The 19,325-nt window shown below is 38.2% G+C and carries 16 protein-coding genes; 9 read left to right on the top strand and 7 right to left on the bottom strand.

Annotated elements, in window-relative coordinates; translation table 11 throughout:
* Window positions 1–50 precede the first annotated feature (50 nt).
* The 4 genes from WC623_RS20555 to WC623_RS20570 all read left to right on the top strand — a co-directional run bounded on the left by WC623_RS20555 (window position 51) and on the right by WC623_RS20570 (window position 2,765).
* Window positions 51–614: an RNA polymerase sigma factor gene (locus tag WC623_RS20555; protein WP_372854631.1), complete on the top strand. Its 564-nt coding sequence runs from the start codon at window positions 51–53 to the stop codon at window positions 612–614.
* Window positions 595–864, top strand: a complete 270-nt coding sequence (locus WC623_RS20560; protein ID WP_372854633.1) for a hypothetical protein — start codon at window positions 595–597, stop codon at window positions 862–864. Before WC623_RS20555 ends, WC623_RS20560 begins: the two co-directional genes overlap by 20 nt.
* 84 nt (window positions 865–948) lie before the next feature.
* Window positions 949–1,629, top strand: a complete 681-nt coding sequence (locus tag WC623_RS20565; RefSeq protein WP_372854635.1) for an ATP-dependent Clp protease proteolytic subunit — start codon at window positions 949–951, stop codon at window positions 1,627–1,629.
* 104 nt (window positions 1,630–1,733) lie between these two features.
* A complete protein-coding gene (locus tag WC623_RS20570; RefSeq protein ID WP_372854637.1) occupies window positions 1,734–2,765 on the top strand; it encodes an LLM class flavin-dependent oxidoreductase in 1,032 nt (343 codons plus the stop codon).
* A gap of 192 nt (window positions 2,766–2,957) precedes the next feature.
* Here WC623_RS20570 and WC623_RS20575 read toward each other — a convergent pair whose 3' ends face one another.
* The 7 genes from WC623_RS20575 to WC623_RS20605 all read right to left on the bottom strand — a co-directional run bounded on the left by WC623_RS20575 (window position 2,958) and on the right by WC623_RS20605 (window position 14,818).
* A complete protein-coding gene (locus WC623_RS20575) occupies window positions 2,958–4,475 on the bottom strand; it encodes a hypothetical protein (protein ID WP_372854639.1) in 1,518 nt (505 codons plus the stop codon).
* Between the two features lie 106 nt (window positions 4,476–4,581).
* On the bottom strand, window positions 4,582–6,546 hold the full coding sequence (locus WC623_RS20580; RefSeq protein WP_372854641.1) for a heavy metal translocating P-type ATPase: 1,965 nt from the start codon (window positions 6,544–6,546) through the stop codon (window positions 4,582–4,584).
* A gap of 57 nt (window positions 6,547–6,603) precedes the next feature.
* Entirely contained in the window at window positions 6,604–7,017 is a 414-nt protein-coding gene (locus WC623_RS20585) for a Fur family transcriptional regulator (RefSeq protein WP_372854643.1), read from the bottom strand.
* A gap of 32 nt (window positions 7,018–7,049) precedes the next feature.
* Window positions 7,050–8,360: an efflux RND transporter periplasmic adaptor subunit gene (locus WC623_RS20590; protein ID WP_372854645.1), complete on the bottom strand. Its 1,311-nt coding sequence runs from the start codon at window positions 8,358–8,360 to the stop codon at window positions 7,050–7,052.
* Between the two features lie 4 nt (window positions 8,361–8,364).
* Complete coding sequence (locus tag WC623_RS20595; RefSeq protein ID WP_372854647.1) at window positions 8,365–12,723, bottom strand: CusA/CzcA family heavy metal efflux RND transporter; 4,359 nt, start codon at window positions 12,721–12,723, stop codon at window positions 8,365–8,367.
* A 174-nt stretch (window positions 12,724–12,897) separates the two neighbouring features.
* On the bottom strand, window positions 12,898–13,185 hold the full coding sequence (locus tag WC623_RS20600) for a hypothetical protein (RefSeq protein WP_372854649.1): 288 nt from the start codon (window positions 13,183–13,185) through the stop codon (window positions 12,898–12,900).
* Between the two features lie 97 nt (window positions 13,186–13,282).
* Window positions 13,283–14,818: a SulP family inorganic anion transporter gene (locus WC623_RS20605; protein ID WP_372854651.1), complete on the bottom strand. Its 1,536-nt coding sequence runs from the start codon at window positions 14,816–14,818 to the stop codon at window positions 13,283–13,285.
* A gap of 223 nt (window positions 14,819–15,041) precedes the next feature.
* Between WC623_RS20605 and WC623_RS20610 the strand changes: the two genes are divergently transcribed.
* From WC623_RS20610 to WC623_RS20630, 5 genes are all read left to right on the top strand, one after another.
* A complete protein-coding gene (locus WC623_RS20610; protein WP_372854653.1) occupies window positions 15,042–15,518 on the top strand; it encodes a GAF domain-containing protein in 477 nt (158 codons plus the stop codon).
* Window positions 15,511–16,116, top strand: a complete 606-nt coding sequence (locus WC623_RS20615; protein WP_372854655.1) for a DNA-3-methyladenine glycosylase — start codon at window positions 15,511–15,513, stop codon at window positions 16,114–16,116. Before WC623_RS20610 ends, WC623_RS20615 begins: the two co-directional genes overlap by 8 nt.
* Window positions 16,117–16,230: 114 nt before the next feature.
* Window positions 16,231–17,517: a kynureninase gene (kynU, locus tag WC623_RS20620; protein WP_372854657.1), complete on the top strand. Its 1,287-nt coding sequence runs from the start codon at window positions 16,231–16,233 to the stop codon at window positions 17,515–17,517.
* A 44-nt stretch (window positions 17,518–17,561) separates the two neighbouring features.
* Window positions 17,562–18,422, top strand: a complete 861-nt coding sequence (locus WC623_RS20625; RefSeq protein ID WP_372854659.1) for a bestrophin family protein — start codon at window positions 17,562–17,564, stop codon at window positions 18,420–18,422.
* A gap of 1 nt (window position 18,423) precedes the next feature.
* Window positions 18,424–19,323 carry a histone deacetylase gene (locus tag WC623_RS20630; RefSeq protein WP_372854661.1) on the top strand — a complete coding sequence of 300 codons (900 nt, stop codon included), beginning with the start codon at window positions 18,424–18,426 and terminating at the stop codon, window positions 19,321–19,323.
* Window positions 19,324–19,325: the final 2 nt, after the last annotated feature.

Below are 19,325 nucleotides of genomic sequence, written 5' to 3' on the forward strand. Positions count from 1 at the left end.
TTGGTGATATTTGAGTTTAAATGTCCACATACTATTAAAACATAGTAATTATGGCCACACAATTAAAGGAAAATACATCACTCAATGATCGTGAAGCATGGCTTACGACATTGTATAAGAGTACCTTTCCACTGGTAGCAAAATATATCAGTAGGATGGGCGGTTCATTGGATGAAGCCCGGGATATTTTTCAGGATGCCCTGATTATTTATTATGAGAAAATAGTGCGTGCTGAGTTGAACCTGGAATATAGCGATAAATCCTACCTCTTCGGCATAGCCCGTCACCTATGGAATAAGCGATTCAAAGAAGGTGAAAAGCAGATATCTATTGATGAACTCGGGAATGATTTTGATGAACAAGCAGGTTTGTTCAACACAGATGATCAGGAGATATCTACATCCCGATTGTTCCAGCTATTGCAAACTGCAGGGCAAAGATGTATGCAACTGCTTAGTGCATTTTATTATGAAAAACTGAAGATGGAAAATATCGCAGAACGCTTTGGCTTTTCTGGTCCACACTCCGCTACAGTTCAGAAATTCAAATGCTTGGAAAAAGTCAAAGAAACAGTAAGAGAAAAATCAATAAGCTATGAAGACGTCCTTGAATGAACTACAGTTAATTGAAGATTTTCTTTTGGTAAATACCAATGCAGAAGATAAGGTATTGATGCAGGCCCAGCAGATACTACAGCCAGGTCTTAAGGAAAGTGTGTACTGGCAGCAAAAAACCTATCTGTTTGTTGAAACCTACGGTAGGGAACAACTACGTAAAGAAATCAGACAGGTACATCAAAAACTGTTTACAACACCAGAGCATTTCTCCTTCAGCGAACGTATTAAGCGATTCTTCAGTAAGTAAATCATCTTAATCTAATTACAAATTTAATGTCCAGATAATGGGCAAGGGTAATGCTATGCCCGATTTAATCTAAAAAAACAGAATATGAACAACAAGGAATTTCGCAGCTATGCTGTAAAACATCACCGCATCAATAGTTTGTATGTAGACAAATACATTTCCAGAACTTCAGCTATGGCAGGTCCGGTAGCTATGACACCTTATATTACAGAAGAGCGGCAATTGAACGTTGCGCAGATGGATGTTTTTTCCCGCTTAATGATGGATCGTATCATCTTTATGGGAGAGGCTATAGATGAGAGGAATGCCAATGTTATACAGGCACAATTGCTCTTTTTGCAGTCGACCAACGCGGAAAAAGATATTCAGCTATATGTCAATTCACCTGGAGGATCAGTGTATGCTGGTTTGGGCATATATGATACTATGCAGTTTGTCGCACCGGATGTGGCCACGATATGTACGGGAATAGCGCTTTCTATGGGCTCTGTGTTACTTTGTGCCGGCGCCGCCGGAAAACGGTCTGCCTTGCAACATTCACGGATAATGATTCATCAAACTTCTGGTGGAACGCAGGGAACTGCAACTGATATGGACATATCAATTAAGCAGGTATTGCAAGTGCAAAAAGAACTTTACCAGGTTATTGCCCGACATAGCGGACAGACTTATGATCGAATAAATGAGGCAGCAAGCCGGGATTACTGGATGTCATCCGCAGAGGCTAAGGAATTTGGAATGATTGACGAGATTTTATCGAGGTAGCTGGCAGATTATTGCTATTACTTATCCTATATCAATGTCTATATTTATTTAACCAGGTAACTTTGTTGTATAAAAATAGATAATTATTATAAAATTATAAAGATATGGAATTAGGTATAGGCATGTTTGGCGATTTAGCAATCGACCCGCAGACAGGAAAACCGAGATCTGCGAAATTAAAACTTCAAGAGATTTTGGAACAGATTAAACTGGCTGATGAGGTAGGTTTAGATGTATTCGGAATGGGGGAACACCATCGTCCGGATTACGCAGTTTCATCACCTGAAATTGTATTGGCTGCCGCTGCAAGTATTACAAAGAACATAAAATTAATGAGTACAGTAACTGTGTTGAGTTCTTCTGAGCCTGTTAAAGTGTACCAGGACTTTTCCACTATTGATCTGATCTCGAACGGACGCGCTGAAATTGGAGTTGGACGAGGAAGTTTTATCGAATCATTCCCTCTTTTTGGATATGACCTTAAAAACTATGATAAGCTATTTGAAGAGAAACTGGATTTACTTCTCAACATCAATACTAATGAAGTTGTAAATTGGACTGGGGAACTTCGTGCACCACTTGTTAATCAAATGGTATTGCCAAGGGCTACTAACAACGGACAACTACCTATCTGGATTGCTGTTGGTGGAACACCACAATCTGTATTACGTGCTGCGGTATTGGGACTGCCATTGGTAGTTGCTATTATTGGAGGAATGCCCAGGCAGTTTCAGCCATTAATTGAATACTATAAAGAACAATACGTAAAGTACGGTCACGATATCAATAAAATGCAGATAGGTATACATTCGCATTCATTTGTAAGTGATAATGAAGCTGGTGCTGATGGTTATTTCAGTAAATATGCTGCTCAAATGGATAGGATTGGAGCTTCAAGAGGCTGGGCACCATATACTAAAGAACAATATGATGGTGGTCGTTCAAAAGAGGGAGCGTTATTTATTGGCGAAGCAGCTGAAGTAACAGATAAAATCCTTTATATGCATGAATTATTTGGTATTACTCGTTTCATCGCACATATGGATATTGGTGATCCATCTCATGCAGAAATGATGAAGTCTATTGAAATATTTGGTAATAAGGTAGCACCTGCTGTAAGAAAAGCATTAGCGTAGTTTAATCTCGTATAATGCAGCTTTAGCTAACCGATAAAACAAGCCAGTGGTTTTTGAGCAAAATAGGGATTCTCTTATGAGGCCTTCGCGTTCTTTGCGCTTTTTCAGCGTCAAAGAAATGCAGACTCAGAAGAGAATCTCTATTTTGCTATTTATCAACACTCTGTAAATCACACTTTTTTATGTTAACCTTTACTTAGCTTTCCTCGCAGCAACTTGCGCCTCGTACAATGAAGCCGGCTGTATTCCATCCTTATTCAACCCATCCCACTCGCCATCAGGCTTACCATCTAAACGACCTTTTAACTTTTTACCCTGAACGCCAACCGCGTAATTTTTTCCTGAGGTCCATGGATTCTGCACAGCAGCACCTCTAACCTTACAATTCCATAGAACCTGTGTCACACCGGCCCAGCCATGTCCGCTACCCCAATTGCCACGATCCTGAACATTAATCTCACCATCAGTATCTATATTGTCGTATAAAGTTCCAGAAGCCCAGCGATGATGAGGCCCGATATCAGCATGCGTATTTCTGGATTTACAATTGTAAAACACGTTGGGACCACATACTTTTGCACCAGTCACATAATCATGTCTACCTTCAGTAGTTTCAAGGTTCATAAAAAGATTCTGCTGACCATTATTATTAAATGAATATCTCTTGCCCCCGGTAATCACTGATTTTGCATCTAAACATTTGGAATTTTTAACTGTAATATTCTTGGCGCCATAACTTAAACTTACACATGAATAGCCGAAAAAACGAGAAGTAACATCAGTAACCCAGCCATTCTCAATATGGTTAAAGTCGACAGCAATCCAACCATGATCTTCATCTGTATCACTAGCGAATTCAGACTCAAACAATATATTTTCAATACCAACTTCTTTTAATCGACCTTTGTATTCATATTTATAAATCTCTCCACCACCATACTTTTGTTCCATTGACATCACTATAGGATTATCTATTGTGATTTTGTTACCATTAATGGCTACAATTTCCCTTTCGTAACTAAGATCATACTCAGAACCCTTCCATTGCTTTGTACCTTGTCGCTCAACAATATTGTCCATTTGAATATCATGAATCCAGTTATCAGTTCCTGGTCTGTAAACAATGATCTTATCACCAGTTTTAAAATCTTTTGCGGATGTAACATTAAATGATTTTGCTCCTGCAGGTACATAATTATCAGTAATTTTTACCCTGCTTCCTGCTTCGGTAATCTTCCCTTTACCACTGATTTTAAGGAGTGAGCGTAATCCTTTACCGGCAGCAATAAGGCGGGTGCCCTGAGCAGAGTTCCCTTCACCTTTCAGCACTATTCCATCAGCTTTAATATCTAAAGAACCAGCAATAAGATAATCCCCTTTCTTTAAAAGAATAGCTCCTCTGAAACCATCATGTCCAATCGGTAAAGCAGAAACCTGATCAATAGCATCCTGAATAGCACTTCCAGCATCTCCCTTAACAGGTGAAATCGTTTTTACAACTTTTACTAATGGAATTTCTTTTAAACCATGATGATAACCTACGAGACTAAAATCAGGAATAGTGTTACCTTGTTCATCCGGGAAATAGGTGATGGTACCATTTTTATTTACGACAAGAAACTTAGATGTCCATAATTTCTTATTAATGAAAGACAAAGTTATTAAGCCTGTCAGGATGATACAGATAGTTAAGATTGATTTGGTTTTCATTTGATTAAATATTGTTACTGCAATAGCGTAATAAAAACCCAATATTTAATAAATATAATTAGCACTCTTATCAATTCAATTGGCAATAAACTATTGAAAATAAGTGTTAAACGTTCATTCTTTGAATTCTAACTGCATTTAAAATAGCTAATAATGCAACACCTACATCGGCAATAACAGCCTCCCATAAAGTTGCCACTCCACCAGCACCAAGTAGTAAAACAATAATTTTAACACCCATCGCTAAACCAATATTCTGCCATACAATATTTTTAGTTAGTTTACCAATTTTTATGGCTGTAACAATCTTAGAAGGTTGGTCATTTTGAATCACGATATCAGCTGTTTCAATAGTAGCATCACTGCCCAGGCCACCCATAGCTATACCTGCATCTGCAAGAGCAACCACTGGTGCATCATTTACACCATCGCCTACAAAAGCAATATGTTTACCCTCTTTTTTAAGTTGTTCAACTTTTTCCACTTTATGTTCTGGTAAAAGGTCCCCATAAGCATGATCAATGCCTAAAATACCAGCAACTTTGACTACCACACTTTGCTTATCACCACTCAGCATAACAGTCTTGATATTTAGTTTATGCATATCTGAAATAGCTTGTTTTGCATCCTCCTTAATCTCATCGGCAATAGTAATGTAACCAGCATATTTGCTGTCTACGGCAAGTACGACAATAGTATCAGCTTCGCTATCAATGGCCTTATCATAATCTATATTAAATTTTTTAAGCAATTTAGTATTTCCCGCAAGTACAAGTTTGCCATTTACTATCCCCGTGAGGCCATGACCAGCCACTTCTTCAACATTGGTAATAGTAGCATTATGGAAATCACCACCAGCGTAATTTACAACAGCAAGACCAATAGGGTGGGTCGATTTGCTCTCGATAGCAGCTGCCAGAAGAACAAATTCCTTTTCATCAAAATTATTGGTTACTACTTTTTGGACCTCAAAAACGCCCTTTGTCAATGTGCCGGTTTTATCCATTACAATGGTATTAACCTTGGTCATCACGTCAAGGAAATTTGACCCTTTAAATAATATACCCTTTTTAGAAGCCAGACCAATTCCACCGAAGTAGCCTAAAGGAATTGAAACGACAAGCGCACAAGGGCAACTGATTACTAAAAATACCAGGCCTCTGTACAACCAATCTCTGAATACATAATCAGATACAAAGAACCAAGGTAAAGCGACCAGTAATACTGCCAGTAAAAATACTATTGGAGTATATACTTTAGCAAATCTTGAAATGAATAATTGCGTTTGTGATTTACGGGCTGTAGCATCTTGTACCATTTCCAGGATCTTACTCAGCTTGCTGTCTTTAAAAGCGGCCTTTACCTGAACCTCAGTGACCTGATTCAGATTAATCATGCCAGCCAAAACATTTTCACCCTTAGTCTTATTATCTGGTTTACTCTCGCCTGTAAGTGCAGCGGTATTAAAAGTGGCTTTATCAGATAATAAAATCCCATCTAGAGCGACTTTTTCCCCAGGTTTGATTTGTATTGTTTCGTCAATTGCTACATCAGCAGGAGCTAATGTAAGCACCTTTCCATCCCTGATTACATCAACAGCATCGGGTCTGATATCTAATAAGGCTTTAATACTTCTTTTTGCATTGTTCACAGCCGAATCCTGGAACCATTCACCAATAGAATAAAAGACCATTACGGCTACACCCTCACTAAAAGAACCAATAGCAAAAGCACCAAGGGTGGCAACACTCATTAAAAAGAACTCGTTAAAAAAGTCAAGCCTTAAAGCCTTTCTAAATGCGAGGTTAAGTACATTATAACCCGCAAGGAGATAAGCTGGAATGAAAATAATCAGTTGTGTTAGTGTGTTGAAAGTGATATGAAAACCATATTCCAACACCATCATTACCACTACAACAGCTAATGATGTAAGCAAGGGCCAATGACTTAACCAATTTGAAGGTTCTTCCGAACCATGGTTATGTCCATCATCATCACTATGTACTTGATGAGTGTGGTTATGTGTCTCATCGATCGCGCAGCAGTCTTTATGTATATTTGATACTTTCATTAGCCTTAAATTATATAACAAAGTTAAGGTATGAACTGATGCAATGCTATTGCAAACCTAACCGCAGTGTTGGCAAATGCCTTTAACAATAAGATTCATTTCTTGTTGCTTAAACCCATTTGGTAGTGACATTTCAGGAATGCGAGTGTTTGGCAGACAAAAAGTTTCCTTACAGGTATTACAGTAAAAGTGAACATGAAGATCATGATGGTTTTCACCATCACAATCTTGTTCGCATAATGCATATTTGGTAGCACCTGTACCATCTTCAATGCTATGTACAAGTCCTTTTTCCTCAAAAGTTTTTAAAGTTCTGTATAGCGTAATTCGGTCGGAGGGAGCCATTCCTTTTTCAAGATCATTTAAACTGATAGCTGCAGTTTGTTTTGTTAAAAAATCCAATACCAGTAATCGCATGGCAGTAGGGTTAACCTGCTTACTTTTAAGTGTATTTTCAATATCCCGTGTCATGTACTTAATGCTAAATGTTTAATGAAAAGCCTTTAGTGACTGTGTTCAGCAGGCCCTGCAGCTTTAGACTGCAAATAAAAGGCCCCTTTAGTAACCACTTGAACATCTGTTGGTAATTTTTCTAAAGGATTGATTTTAATATAACCCAATTCTGATACACCAGTAATTACTTCAACCTTTTTAAAATGTACAGAATTCGCATCTTTTGCATCCTCTTCTTTATGTTTTTCTGATGCTTCACCTTCATGTTTATGTCCATGTTCCTCTTCGTGTGCTACCTTCGCTTTTGGGTCAACAATGAAAATATAAGCTTTTCCGTCTGCACGTACTACTGCATCAATAGGAACGGCAGTGGTTGTTTCGGAGCCTACACCAATCAGCCCTGTTACATACATTCCTGGAATAAGATTAGCACCTGGCTTCTTAATTATTGCATGGACAATAACACCTTTGCTGTCATTTTCAAAGGATTTGTTAATACCGTAAATATGTCCGTCAATACGTTCGTTCTTTTGGTTAGTGAGCTGGAACTCTACATTTTGTCCGACTTTAATCTTTGCAAGATCTTTCTCAAATACAATCAGGTCTGCATGGATTTTTGAATTATCGACAATATCCATAATTGATACCCCAGGTTGAGCGTATGAACCAGTTTCTGCAGTAATCTTTCCAATTGTTCCACTGATAGGAGCAGTAACAGGTACCTGGGAAGTAATGTTACCAGATGCAATGCGACTCACTGAAATGCCATATTGTTGAAGTTGACGTTCTAAAGCCTTTATTCTAGCACGTTCAGCATTATAATTAGCTTCAGCTAGCTGATGAGCTTTACCAGTTCCAGCATTGGCTGCTTTAAGTTGCTGCTGACGATTATACTCGGATTCTATATAACTGAAACCACCTTTTGCAGTAAGATAGTCTTGCTGAAGTCTAATTAAATCCTGATTTTCTATGGTAACCAATACCTGGCCTTTATTTACCCGTTGACCTTCAATTACATTTATCTTTCTGATGATGCCACCCGTCAACACATTAATTTGTGCTGCATTTTGAGGCGGTACAGCTAATTGACCACTTGCTTTAATCACATCGGTAAGATTTTTTTGTTCGATCTTCCCGATTTCAATTCCTACAGCATTCATTTGTTCCTGACTCAATTCAAGTGCCTCGCTATGTTCCTCATGGCCTTCTGCACCATGATTGTGGCCAGCATGGTCATCTGTAGCTTCAGTATTAGCCTCAGTTTTCTTGGATGTATTGCCACATGAACTAATAACTGTTATGATAAAAGCTGAACAGATCAGAACAGCTAGGTTTCTTTTGATATATGATGTTGCCTTCATTATATTATTTTCCTTTTAAAAATTGTAATTGAATAACGGATTGGTTGAGCTGATTAACATTTTGCAGGTAATCCAGCTTGCTCTGAACAGCTAAAGCCATATTTTGAATAAATTCAATATATCCTATTTCTCCCAGATCATACGATACTTGTGCAATACGCAATTGCTCATCAGCCTGTTTAAGCCCGGCAGACGTAAAATAATCTGTCATGCTTTTATGCTGTGCATAGTTTTGTAGTTCTTGTTGGTACTGTATATTTAATTGATTTTGCATACGCTGGTAATCAGTTTCAGCAATTTGAACAGCAAGCTTTTCGTTATTTACTCTTGCTCTTCCTGCTCCATTAAAAATAGGTACAGCAATACCTAACTGAAGACCTGCAATCCGCGTTCCTGGCGTATAGGTACGGCCAATGTTTGCGGGATCAAAGGATTTAATTACAAACTGCTGTGCATAACCCAAGGTCAGATCTGGCATGGCTCTGGAGCGCTCCAGGTCAATTTTAGCTTTTGATACTGCAATTTGCTGCTGATAAACATCCATCAAAGGACTATTTTCAGTACCTGTTTCAGTTAAAGGTAGAATTGGAAGTGTTTTTTCTTCTGGGATGATATTTGTTTTCAAATTCAGAAGTTGTTGCAGATTGAGCTGTTGGATAGCTAACTCTGTTTCTGCAGCCTTTTTTAAAGCCTGTACTTCCTGATATTTATTTCTAGCAGTAATCAGCTCCAGATTAGATGTTTCGCCAACTTTATACCTAAGTTCGGATTTAGTAATGAAATTACGGTAAATGCTATCCTGAGTTTGCAATACTTTTAAGGTATTCATACTGAAAACCAGGTTGTAATATGCGAGTCTCGTATTACGGATAATCTCCGATTTCGTGTAATTTCCAGATTTTTCCATTAAACTGGTTTGACCTTTAAGCACTTTTTTCTGATTCTTGTAAAGTCCTGGCCAGGCAAAGCTTTGTGTAACAGATATCGAATTATCATTTCCACCACCAGCGGTAGGATCTTGTGATACACCAAATTCGGTTTTAGCAGGATCAAAAGCTGTTTTCTGCATAGCTTTCGACTGGTCGACCGCCAAACCTGCTGATTTTAGTTGCAGGTTGTTTTTCAAAGCCAACGATATTGCTGTATCAACAGAAATAGGTTTTTGTTGAGCTTTAACATTAGCAGAGAGGCCTAAACCGACAAAAAGAACAAGCAAAACAGATAAAGCTTTAACTGGTAGATCTAAACGCTTTTTTCGATCCGTAACCAATACATAAAGACAAGGTAATACAAACAGTGTTAAAAATGTAGCTGATATTAGGCCTCCGATTACAACTGTGGCCAATGGTCTCTGTACTTCTGCACCTGCACTGCCAGATAAAGCCATTGGTAAAAAACCTAGAGAAGCAACGGAGGCTGTCATAATTACAGGCCTTAGTCGTACCCCTGTTCCCTGTATAACGCGTTTATATACGTCTGTAATGCCTTCTTCCCGAAGCTGGTTAAAGTAGGAGATGAGCACAATTCCGTTTAGTACAGCTACACCAAACAAAGCAATAAAACCAACACCTGCGGATATACTGAAAGGCATGCCTCTAAATAGCAATGCAATTACGCCACCAATGGCTGACAAAGGGACGGCTGTAAAGACCAATATAGTTTGAGTAAGAGATCTGAAAGTAAAGTAAAGCAAAGATAAAATGAGCAACATAGCCACTGGAACAGCGATCATTAGTCGTTCTTTTGCTTCAATTAGGTTCTGGAATTGTCCTCCATATGTGGTATAATAACCAGCAGGGAGCTTTAATTTCGTGTCCAGAATGCCTTTTATTTCTGCCACAGTACGTTCAACATCTCTGCCTCTAACATTAAAGCCTACATAAATGCGCCTTTTTCCATCTTCACGTGAAATTTGCGCAGGAGCTTCTTTAATGTCAATTTTGGCAACCTGACTTAAAGGTACCTTGTTACCTGAAGGAATTGGAATATATAAATTCTCTATACTAGATATATCGGCTCTAAGGTCACGTTGTAAACGTACCACCATATCAAAGCGTTTTTCACCTTCAAATACCACACCGGCTACATTGCCTGCAAAGGCAGTTTTTAAGATGTTATTAATGTCGCTTATGGTTAAGCCATATTGTGCAATTTTGTCTCGGTCATAATCTACAACAACTTGAGGTAAGCCTGTTACCTGTTCAACAAAAGGTTCATTTACACCCTGCACTGGAGCAATAAGTTGAGCAACTTTTTTAGCCTGCGCTGCTAATACATCAAGATCTTCACCATAAATTTTAATGGCAACATCTTGTCTTACACCAGTCATCAATTCATTGAACCGTAATTGCATAGGTTGTGTGAGTTCAACACTTACACCTGGTAAGATCGACAAAGCATGTTCCATCTTTTCGGTCATTTCTTCCTTGGTTTTTGCGGTAGTCCATTCCTCTTTAGGTAGCATAGTCACCATCATGTCGCCACGTTCAACCGGCATAGGATCGGTCGGTATTTCTGCGCTACCAATTCTTGTTACTACTTGCTTTACTTCAGGGAATTTATCTTTCAGTATTTTTTCTGCTTTACCAAAAGTTTCTACAACCTGTGTAAGCGATGTTCCTTGTGCCATTCCAATTTCTACCGCTAAATCGCCTTCTTCTAACTGAGGAATAAACTCGCCACCCATGTTATTGAATAACCAAAGGGCAATAGAAAAACAGATGATTGCAAAAGCAACAACAACTTTCTTAAATTTCAATGCCCTTTCTAACATAGGTTTGTATATACGTTTAAAGAAATCCATGATTTTGTCGGATATGTTCCTTTTGTGCTCCGTATTCTTGCTTAAAAATAGAGCACTCATCATCGGGACGTAGGTAAGCGAGAGAATAAATGCTCCTATAATAGCGAAAACAACGGTTTCTGCCATCGGTTTAAACATTTTCCCTTCAATACCAACCAACGACAATAGGGGTAAGTATACGATAAGGATAATAATCTCACCAAAAGTAGCACTGGCTCTTATTTTAGAAGATGCAGTATATACCTCCTGATCCATTTGCTCCTGATTTAGCCTTGGAGTACCTTTAAATAATTTGCTTTCGGTAAGTCTGAAGATTATTGCTTCTACAATAATCACAGCACCATCTACAATTAAACCAAAGTCTATAGCACCAAGGCTCATCAGGTTTCCGGAAACGCCAAATAATCGCATCATCGAGAAAGCAAAGAGCATTGATAAAGGAATTACAGAAGCTACAATTAATCCTGCTCTCCAGTTACCCAATAGCAACAGCAATACAAAAATCACGATTAAAGCACCCTCTATCAGGTTTTTCTGTACAGTGCTAATGGAACGGCCAACCAGTTCAGTACGATCCATATAAGGCTCTATAACCACACCTTCGGGTAAGGTTTTTTGAATCTGTTCAATCCTTTCTTTAACATTTTTAATCACCTCGTTAAAATTTTCGCCCTTTAACATCAGGGTAATTCCGGCAACAACTTCACCTGTCCCATTCCTGGTAACCGCGCCATATCTGGTAGATGTGCCAAATTGAACTGTGCCAATGTCTCGGATAAGTACAGGGACACCACCAACGTTTTTTACAACTATTTTTTCAATATCATCAAGGGTTTTAACCTGTCCGATTCCACGGATCACATAGGCATTACTTTGTTGCTCTATATAGGATCCTCCTGTATTTTCGTTGTTATTCTTAAGTGCATCATAGATCTGGGAAATGGTTACATTATTGGCATTCAATTTCTCGTTGTCTAATGCAATTTCATATTGTTTGACATAGCCGCCCCAACCGCTTACTTCAGCAACACCTTTGGTTCCGGCAAGTTGAGGGCGTACTACCCAATCCTGTAGAGTCCTAAGGTCTACGGCAGAGTATTTGTTTTCGTAACCTTCTTTAGTATGCAAGACGTATTGATAGATTTCTCCTAAACCTGTTGTGATAGGGGCTAAGGTAGGCTCTGCCATGCCAGCCGGGATAATGCTTTCAGCCTCTTTTAACTGCAAAGCCACCTGTTGACGAGCCCAATAGATATCCGTATCATCTTCAAAGACTATGGTAATTACTGAAATACCTGCACGGGAGATAGAGCGTTTTTCGACAACATTTGCAATATTAGCCATCGACAACTCAATTGGTGCTGTAATGAATTGTTCCACTTCCTGTGCGCCCAAACTAGGTGCTTGTGAAATGATTTGGACCTGATTATTAGTGATATCTGGTACCGCATCAATAGGTAATCTAGTTAAGGAATAAATTCCCCAGACCATAAGGGCCAGGGTCATTATGCCTATTGCTAATTTATTCTTGATAGAGAATAAAATAATCTTGTTAAACATATAATGATGTTTTACTGCATTACAGGAGGTAATCCTGCATTAATGCAATGATTAATAATATTTTAGTATAGTATTTTGTCGTTTTTCTGAATGAAACACATACCTGCAAATAGCAATTGCTTCAACTAAAAAACAGAATGACAGGTTGTCCAATAAGAATTAGACCTGAAGAAATTAAATTAATTGAGGTGGTTGCCAGATATCACCTGGAAATAAAGTAACTGCAGCATCTTTATATTCTGGATAGTCATTTATTTGTTCTGCATTTGCAATAACAGGGGCATTGGTTATAGCAGGCGATATTACGAAAACGTGATAATTACTGGCATGAAAGAATGGAGAACAGGCATCTGGGTGCTCGTGACTGTCTTTCTGATGTTCTGTTGAACTCAGGCACACATCTTCATGGTTCGAAGAAATACTGGTTTCATCACCACAGCATGGCCACGCAGAAAGCGCCATAATGTAAATTGTGAATATGAAAGCGAGGTATCTCATAGCGCAAACATAATCGTTTTTTTTAAAAACAACAATTCTAGGGATGTGTTTTGTCTAATAGTTAACGAGTATCCGCTACTCTGTAATTAGGATCTTCCATAATATTTACATCGATTATGGCATCAGCATTCTTTAGTAATTGACGACAATCTTCACTCAGATGTTTTAAATGCAATTCTTTTCCTGCCTTTCGATATCGCTCAGTAAGCTTATTTAAAGCATCGATTCCAGACATATCCGCAATTCTGCTATCCCGGAAATCAATAATTACTTTTTGTGGATCCTTATTGACGTCAAATTTCTCTGAGAAAGCAGTTATTGAACCAAAAAACAGTGGACCATAGACCTCGTAATGCTTTATTCCATACTCATCAATGTATTTCTTAGCTCGGATGCGTTTAGCACTTTCCCACGCAAAAACCAATGCAGAAATGATTACACCAATCAATACTGCTAAAGCCAGGTTATGTAACCAGATGGTGATTAATGCTACCAGGACACCTACAAATATATCTTGTCGGGGCATTTTGTTTATTACCCTAAAGCTCATCCATTCGAAAGTTCCAATAGCCACCATAATCATTACACCCGTTAAAGCCGCCATGGGTACTTTTTCAATTAGGGAGGAGCCAAATAAAATGATAATTAAAATAGTCATGGAAGCAATAATACCAGAAAGACGAGCTCTGGCACCGGCAGAAAGGTTGACTAGTGTTTGCGCAATCATAGGACAGCCACCCATACCAAAAAAGAAGCCATTAAGTATATTTGCGCTACCTTGAGCAATACATTCTCTGTTCCCATTCCCTCTGCTTTCTGTGATTTCATCAACAAGATTTAAAGTCAGCAGACCCTCTGTTAAACCAACAGCGGCCATAATCAAGGCGTACGGGAATACAATTTTTAGCATTTCTAGCGTAAAAGGAATCTCAGGGATATGAAAAGGAGGAAAACCACCACCTACTGATGCAATATCTTTAACTGTTTTGGTGTCAATATTAAAACCAAGTACGATGAGGAACACAACAATGATAGCCACAAGAGAGGCTGGAACTGCTTTCGTTATTCTTGGCCAAAGCATAACTATTGCTACCGTTAGAGCTACTAATCCAAGCATAATGTATAGTGCACTTCCACTTAGCCATACCAGTTGTCCATTTATATTTACTTTAAATTGTTCAATTTGTGCCATAAATATGATGATAGCTAATCCATTTACAAAGCCAAACATCACAGGTTGCGGAACAAGACGAATAAATTTTCCCAGTTTAAAAAGGCCGACAATAATTTGTATTACACCAGCCATTGCCACAGCAGCAAAAACATATTCAAGCCCATTTGATTTCATGAGGGCAATGAGTACAATTACAGTAGCTCCTGCGCCACCAGAAATCAAGCCTGGTCTGCCACCAAAAATAGCCGTGACCAAACCCATAATAAAAGCTGCGTAGAGTCCAGATAATGGAGGTAAGCCTGCAAGAATAGCGAAAGATAGGGATTCAGGCATCATGGTCATTGCTACTGTTAAACCAGCAAGTACTTCTGTTCTGTAGTTTACTTTTTGGGAAAAATCAAATAATTGTAGGATGGGCTTCATTCATTGCAAAAGTAGGATATAATAATGAGATGACTCCAACATGACTCCAACTAAACTCCAACATAATACCAAGTTTCCTAAGAAATAGTTGGAGTCATGTTGGAGTTTAGCCCCTTTCTATTTGGTTTTTTACTGTTTGGCGACCAAGATTAAAGAGAAACCAATATAAGATCCAAATCCTTTCCATTTTACTTTTGTATTTTTGTTATTCAACTTTCTAAGAATGGCAGAAGATTTAATTATAAATACGGACATAGATAAAGAAGCTCAATACAAATCAATTATTCCCCAGATAACAGCTTTGTTGGAAGGAGAGAGCGACCAGATCGCTAACCTTGCTAATGTTGCAGCGGCTTTAAAGGAGCAATTTAAATGGTTTTGGGTTGGATTTTATCTGGTTAAAGGTGATGAATTGGTTTTGGGGCCTTTTCAGGGGCCAGTGGCTTGTACAAGGATTAAAAAAGGTAAAGGTGTGTGTGGTGCCTCATGGCAACAGAATCAGATTTTAGTCGTACCGGATGTTGATCAGTTTCCAGGTCATATTGCTTGTGCTTCAGCTTCAAGGTCTGAGATCGTTTTACCTTTGTATCGAGGGGAAGAAATAATTGGAGTACTTGATGTTGATAGTGAATATATTTCTCATTTTGATGATATTGATGCTAAGTACTTAAAGGAAATAATTAAGATGTTGAATGTCTAAATTACCCTATTCATTTTATCAGGATACAGATGTTAACCAGCTTGCTATTCAACTACTGGGTAAACAGTTGTATACATTTATAGATGGGGTAATTACCTCTGGAACTATAGTAGAAACTGAAGCGTATAATGGCGAGGAAGATAAGGCTTCTCATGCCTATGGTGGTAGGTTTACCGATCGCACGAAGATTATGTATGATGAAGGTGGGATATCATACGTTTATTTATGCTATGGTATTCATCATCTATTTAATGTAGTTACAGCTCCTAAAGGAACGCCTCATGCGGTGTTGATAAGGGGATTAGAGCCGGTAAACGGTTTGGATATTATGTTGTATAGAAGAAATAAACCTGTTTTAAAACCTGCATTAACCGCTGGCCCAGGTGCATTGGCTAAAGCTATGGGAATTGATAAAGGATTGAATGCTAAAGATCTTTGTGGAGAAGAAATCTGGATTGAAGATAATGGTTTGATTGTTAGGTCTGAAGACATTGTTGCGGTTCCAAGGGTAGGTGTAGATTATGCTGAAGATCATGCTTTGCTGCCCTGGCGATATTATATCAAAGGAAATAAATTTGTGAGTAAACCCAATACCTGATTTTTTATTGTTGCCTATCCCTATCATCCTTGCTACCAGTGTTAACCCTTTGTTGTGGATAACAAAATGATTACTGGGATTAATTTATCCTCGTTTTTGTAGATATTTGAGACAATGAATTTTGAAAACACTTTAGCATTCGCACAGTCGCTTGATCAGGCAGATCCTCTGCGTGAATTGAGACAAGATTTTTTATTTCCACAACAAAATGGAAATCCATTTATTTATCTATGTGGCAATTCTTTAGGTTTACAACCTAAAGCTGCACGTGAGGTGTTAAATGAGCAGCTAATTAACTGGGAAAACCTTGCTGTTGAAGGATGGTTTGAAGGTGAAACACCTTGGATGTTTTATCATAAAGAGTTAAAAAAACTGATGGCACCATTAGTAGGCGCTAGTGCAGCTGAAGTTTGTCCGATGAATACTTTGACCGTAAACCTTCATTTGTTGATGGTTAGTTTTTATAAACCAACAACCAATAGGTATAAGATTATAATGGAAGCTGGAGCCTTTCCATCGGATCAGTATGCGATTGAAAGTCAGGTTCGTTTTCATGGTTACGATCCATCAACTGCTATTATTGAAGTTGCACCAAGAGAAGGAGAATATACTTTAAGAACAAAAGACATTACAAATGCAATTGCAGAAAATGGAAATGACATTGCACTGGTTTTATTTGGTGGTGTAAATTATTTTACGGGCCAGTGGTTTGATATGGAGGTAATTACTAAAGCAGGACATGAAGCTGGTGCTGTGGTAGGGTTTGACCTTGCGCATGCGGCTGGAAATGTTCCTCTAAAACTGCACGATTGGGACGTTGATTTTGCTTGCTGGTGTTCCTATAAATACCAAAACTCAGGGCCAGGTGGCATCAGTGGTATTTTTGTTCACGAAAAGCACTTCTCTGATACTAAAATGAACCGTTTTGCTGGCTGGTGGGGTTATCAGGAAGAGCAACGATTTAAAATGGAAAAAGGGTTTGTGCCGGAAAGCGGTGCAGATGGATGGCAGGTTAGCTGTACTCAGGTTATGCCAATGGCATTATATTATGCAGCATTACAAAGCTTTGAAAAAGCTGGTTTTATGGTTCCGTTAAGAGAAAAAAGTAAAAGATTAACAGCCTATTTGTTTTTTATTGTTAATGAGGTGAATAAAGCAATTGGCGAAGAGCAATATAAGATTATAACGCCTATAACAGAGGCTGATCGTGGTGCACAGGTTTCTATTATCGCTAAGCAAAAGGGAAAAGAGGTATTCCAGGAGTTGGTTGCCAATAATGTATTGGGCGACTGGCGTGAACCTAATGTGATCAGGCTAAGTCCTGTGCCGTTATACAATTCTTTTGAGGATGTATTTACTATGGGGGCCTTATTGCTAGATATCAGTAAGCGGATACTTTAATTAATATCTTAAGCAAAATCTAATATTCTGAAATAGAAAATAATATGATAAATTATAATCCAAAAGACTGGGTAACTTTTATATTTCATATTCATAAAGCGGATACCATACGTACTTTATGGCCATTGATGCTCAGTGTAGCAGTATTCTCCGGGATTATTGCCTACCTGGAATTGAATTATTTGAAGCTTGCTGAAACGACCTATGTGAAAAATATAGGAATGATGCATAATCTACTAGGTTTTGTGATTTCTATGTTGTTGGTATTCAGAACAAATACTTCGTACGACAGATGGTGGGAAGGCCGTAGGCAATTAGGTGCCTTAACAAATGTCAGCCGTAATTTTGCCATCAAAATAAAAGCTTTAAAGCTTAAAGCTGAGCATAATGAGTTTTTTGAATATGCAATTGCAAAGTATGCTTTCGCATTAAAAGAGCATTTAAGAGAGAAGCAGTATTTTGGCAAAAACAGTGTTTTAATTGAGGTCGATGGAGGTAAACATATTCCAAATCAGGTGGCTGCAAGAATATCTTCAAGGATTTTTGAATTGGAAGCAAATGGCGAAATTACAGGTCAGCAGCTGATAATTCTGAATGATGATGTTCAGCAATTTACAGAGGTTTGTGGTGGCTGTGAACGAATTAAGAATACACCAATCCCATATTCGTACAGTGCTTTTATTAAAAAGTTCATTTTTATTTATGTGATTACATTGCCATTTGGATGGGTATTTAGCTTGGGGTATTTTGTAGTTCCTATAGTGCCTTTTATCTTGTATGTCCTGGCTAGTTTAGAACTCATTGCCGAGGAAATTGAAAATCCTTTTGGTGAGGATGCTAATGATCTGCCTGTAAACGAGATTTGTATCAATATTGAAAAGCATGTAGGAGAAATCCTTAAGTAATATGGTAAAGATAGCCTGGCATCCGCTTTACGCACATCCTTTACCAGAAGGGCACCGTTTTCCGATGCTGAAGTATGAACTGATTCCTGAACAGCTAATGCACGAAGGGGTAATTACTCAAAACAATTTGTTTACCCCTGATCAGTTGGAAGAAGATGTCGTTATATTGTCGCATAATAAAGATTATTGGAATGAACTTAAATGCCTTACGCTCTCTTCAAAAGAGCAGAGAAGAATTGGTTTTCCTTTAAATGCACAATTGGTAGAACGTGAAATTAGCATTGCTAAAGGTACTGTTGATGGTGCTTTATTTGCTTTGGAATATGGAATTGCTTTTAATATTGCTGGTGGTACACATCATGCTGGTAGTAATTGGGGCGAAGGTTTTTGTTTATTAAATGATCAGGCTATAGCAGCAAACTATTTGTTGAAGAATAATTTAGCCAGCCGTATTTTAATGATAGATTTAGATGTTCATCAGGGCAATGGTACGGCAGAGATTTTTTATAATGAGCCAAGGGTGTTTACATTTTCTATGCATGGCGATAAAAACTTTCCGTTTAGAAAAGAGCGTTCCGATCTGGATGTTCCATTGGAAGATGGTATAACAGATCAATTGTATCTGGATAAACTGAAGGAATCACTTCCATTACTATTAAAACATAAGCCCGATTTTGTATTCTATTTATCAGGTGTTGATGTACTGGAAACGGATAAACTAGGTAAACTTGCAATGAGCAAAGAGGGATGTAAAGAGAGAGACAGGTTGGTGTTACAGTTTTGTAAGGACAATAATTTACCTGTTCAGGTAAGTATGGGAGGTGGTTATTCACCAAATATTAAAGATATTGTTGATGCACATTGTAACACTTTTAAGATTGGTTTAGATATTTTTGAATAATT

Origin of the sequence: Pedobacter sp. (assembly GCF_041645105.1) — a bacterium.
GTDB lineage: Bacteria > Bacteroidota > Bacteroidia > Sphingobacteriales > Sphingobacteriaceae > Pedobacter.

What these genes read in the sequence shown, in the direction of transcription:
- WC623_RS20560 (WP_372854633.1), top strand. Translation starts at nt 595, where the DNA reads ATGAAGACGTCCTTGAATGAACTACAGTTAATTGAAGATTTTCTTTTG.
- WC623_RS20590 (WP_372854645.1), bottom strand. Translation starts at nt 8,360, where the DNA reads ATGAAGGCAACATCATATATCAAAAGAAACCTAGCTGTTCTGATCTGT.
- WC623_RS20585 (WP_372854643.1), bottom strand. Translation starts at nt 7,017, where the DNA reads ATGACACGGGATATTGAAAATACACTTAAAAGTAAGCAGGTTAACCCT.
- WC623_RS20565 (WP_372854635.1), top strand. Translation starts at nt 949, where the DNA reads ATGAACAACAAGGAATTTCGCAGCTATGCTGTAAAACATCACCGCATC.
- WC623_RS20580 (WP_372854641.1), bottom strand. Translation starts at nt 6,546, where the DNA reads ATGAAAGTATCAAATATACATAAAGACTGCTGCGCGATCGATGAGACA.
- WC623_RS20630 (WP_372854661.1), top strand. Translation starts at nt 18,424, where the DNA reads ATGGTAAAGATAGCCTGGCATCCGCTTTACGCACATCCTTTACCAGAA.
- WC623_RS20555 (WP_372854631.1), top strand. Translation starts at nt 51, where the DNA reads ATGGCCACACAATTAAAGGAAAATACATCACTCAATGATCGTGAAGCA.
- kynU (WP_372854657.1), top strand. Translation starts at nt 16,231, where the DNA reads ATGAATTTTGAAAACACTTTAGCATTCGCACAGTCGCTTGATCAGGCA.
- WC623_RS20615 (WP_372854655.1), top strand. Translation starts at nt 15,511, where the DNA reads ATGTCTAAATTACCCTATTCATTTTATCAGGATACAGATGTTAACCAG.
- WC623_RS20575 (WP_372854639.1), bottom strand. Translation starts at nt 4,475, where the DNA reads ATGAAAACCAAATCAATCTTAACTATCTGTATCATCCTGACAGGCTTA.
- WC623_RS20610 (WP_372854653.1), top strand. Translation starts at nt 15,042, where the DNA reads ATGGCAGAAGATTTAATTATAAATACGGACATAGATAAAGAAGCTCAA.
- WC623_RS20600 (WP_372854649.1), bottom strand. Translation starts at nt 13,185, where the DNA reads ATGGCGCTTTCTGCGTGGCCATGCTGTGGTGATGAAACCAGTATTTCT.
- WC623_RS20625 (WP_372854659.1), top strand. Translation starts at nt 17,562, where the DNA reads ATGATAAATTATAATCCAAAAGACTGGGTAACTTTTATATTTCATATT.
- WC623_RS20595 (WP_372854647.1), bottom strand. Translation starts at nt 12,723, where the DNA reads ATGTTTAACAAGATTATTTTATTCTCTATCAAGAATAAATTAGCAATA.
- WC623_RS20570 (WP_372854637.1), top strand. Translation starts at nt 1,734, where the DNA reads ATGGAATTAGGTATAGGCATGTTTGGCGATTTAGCAATCGACCCGCAG.
- WC623_RS20605 (WP_372854651.1), bottom strand. Translation starts at nt 14,818, where the DNA reads ATGAAGCCCATCCTACAATTATTTGATTTTTCCCAAAAAGTAAACTAC.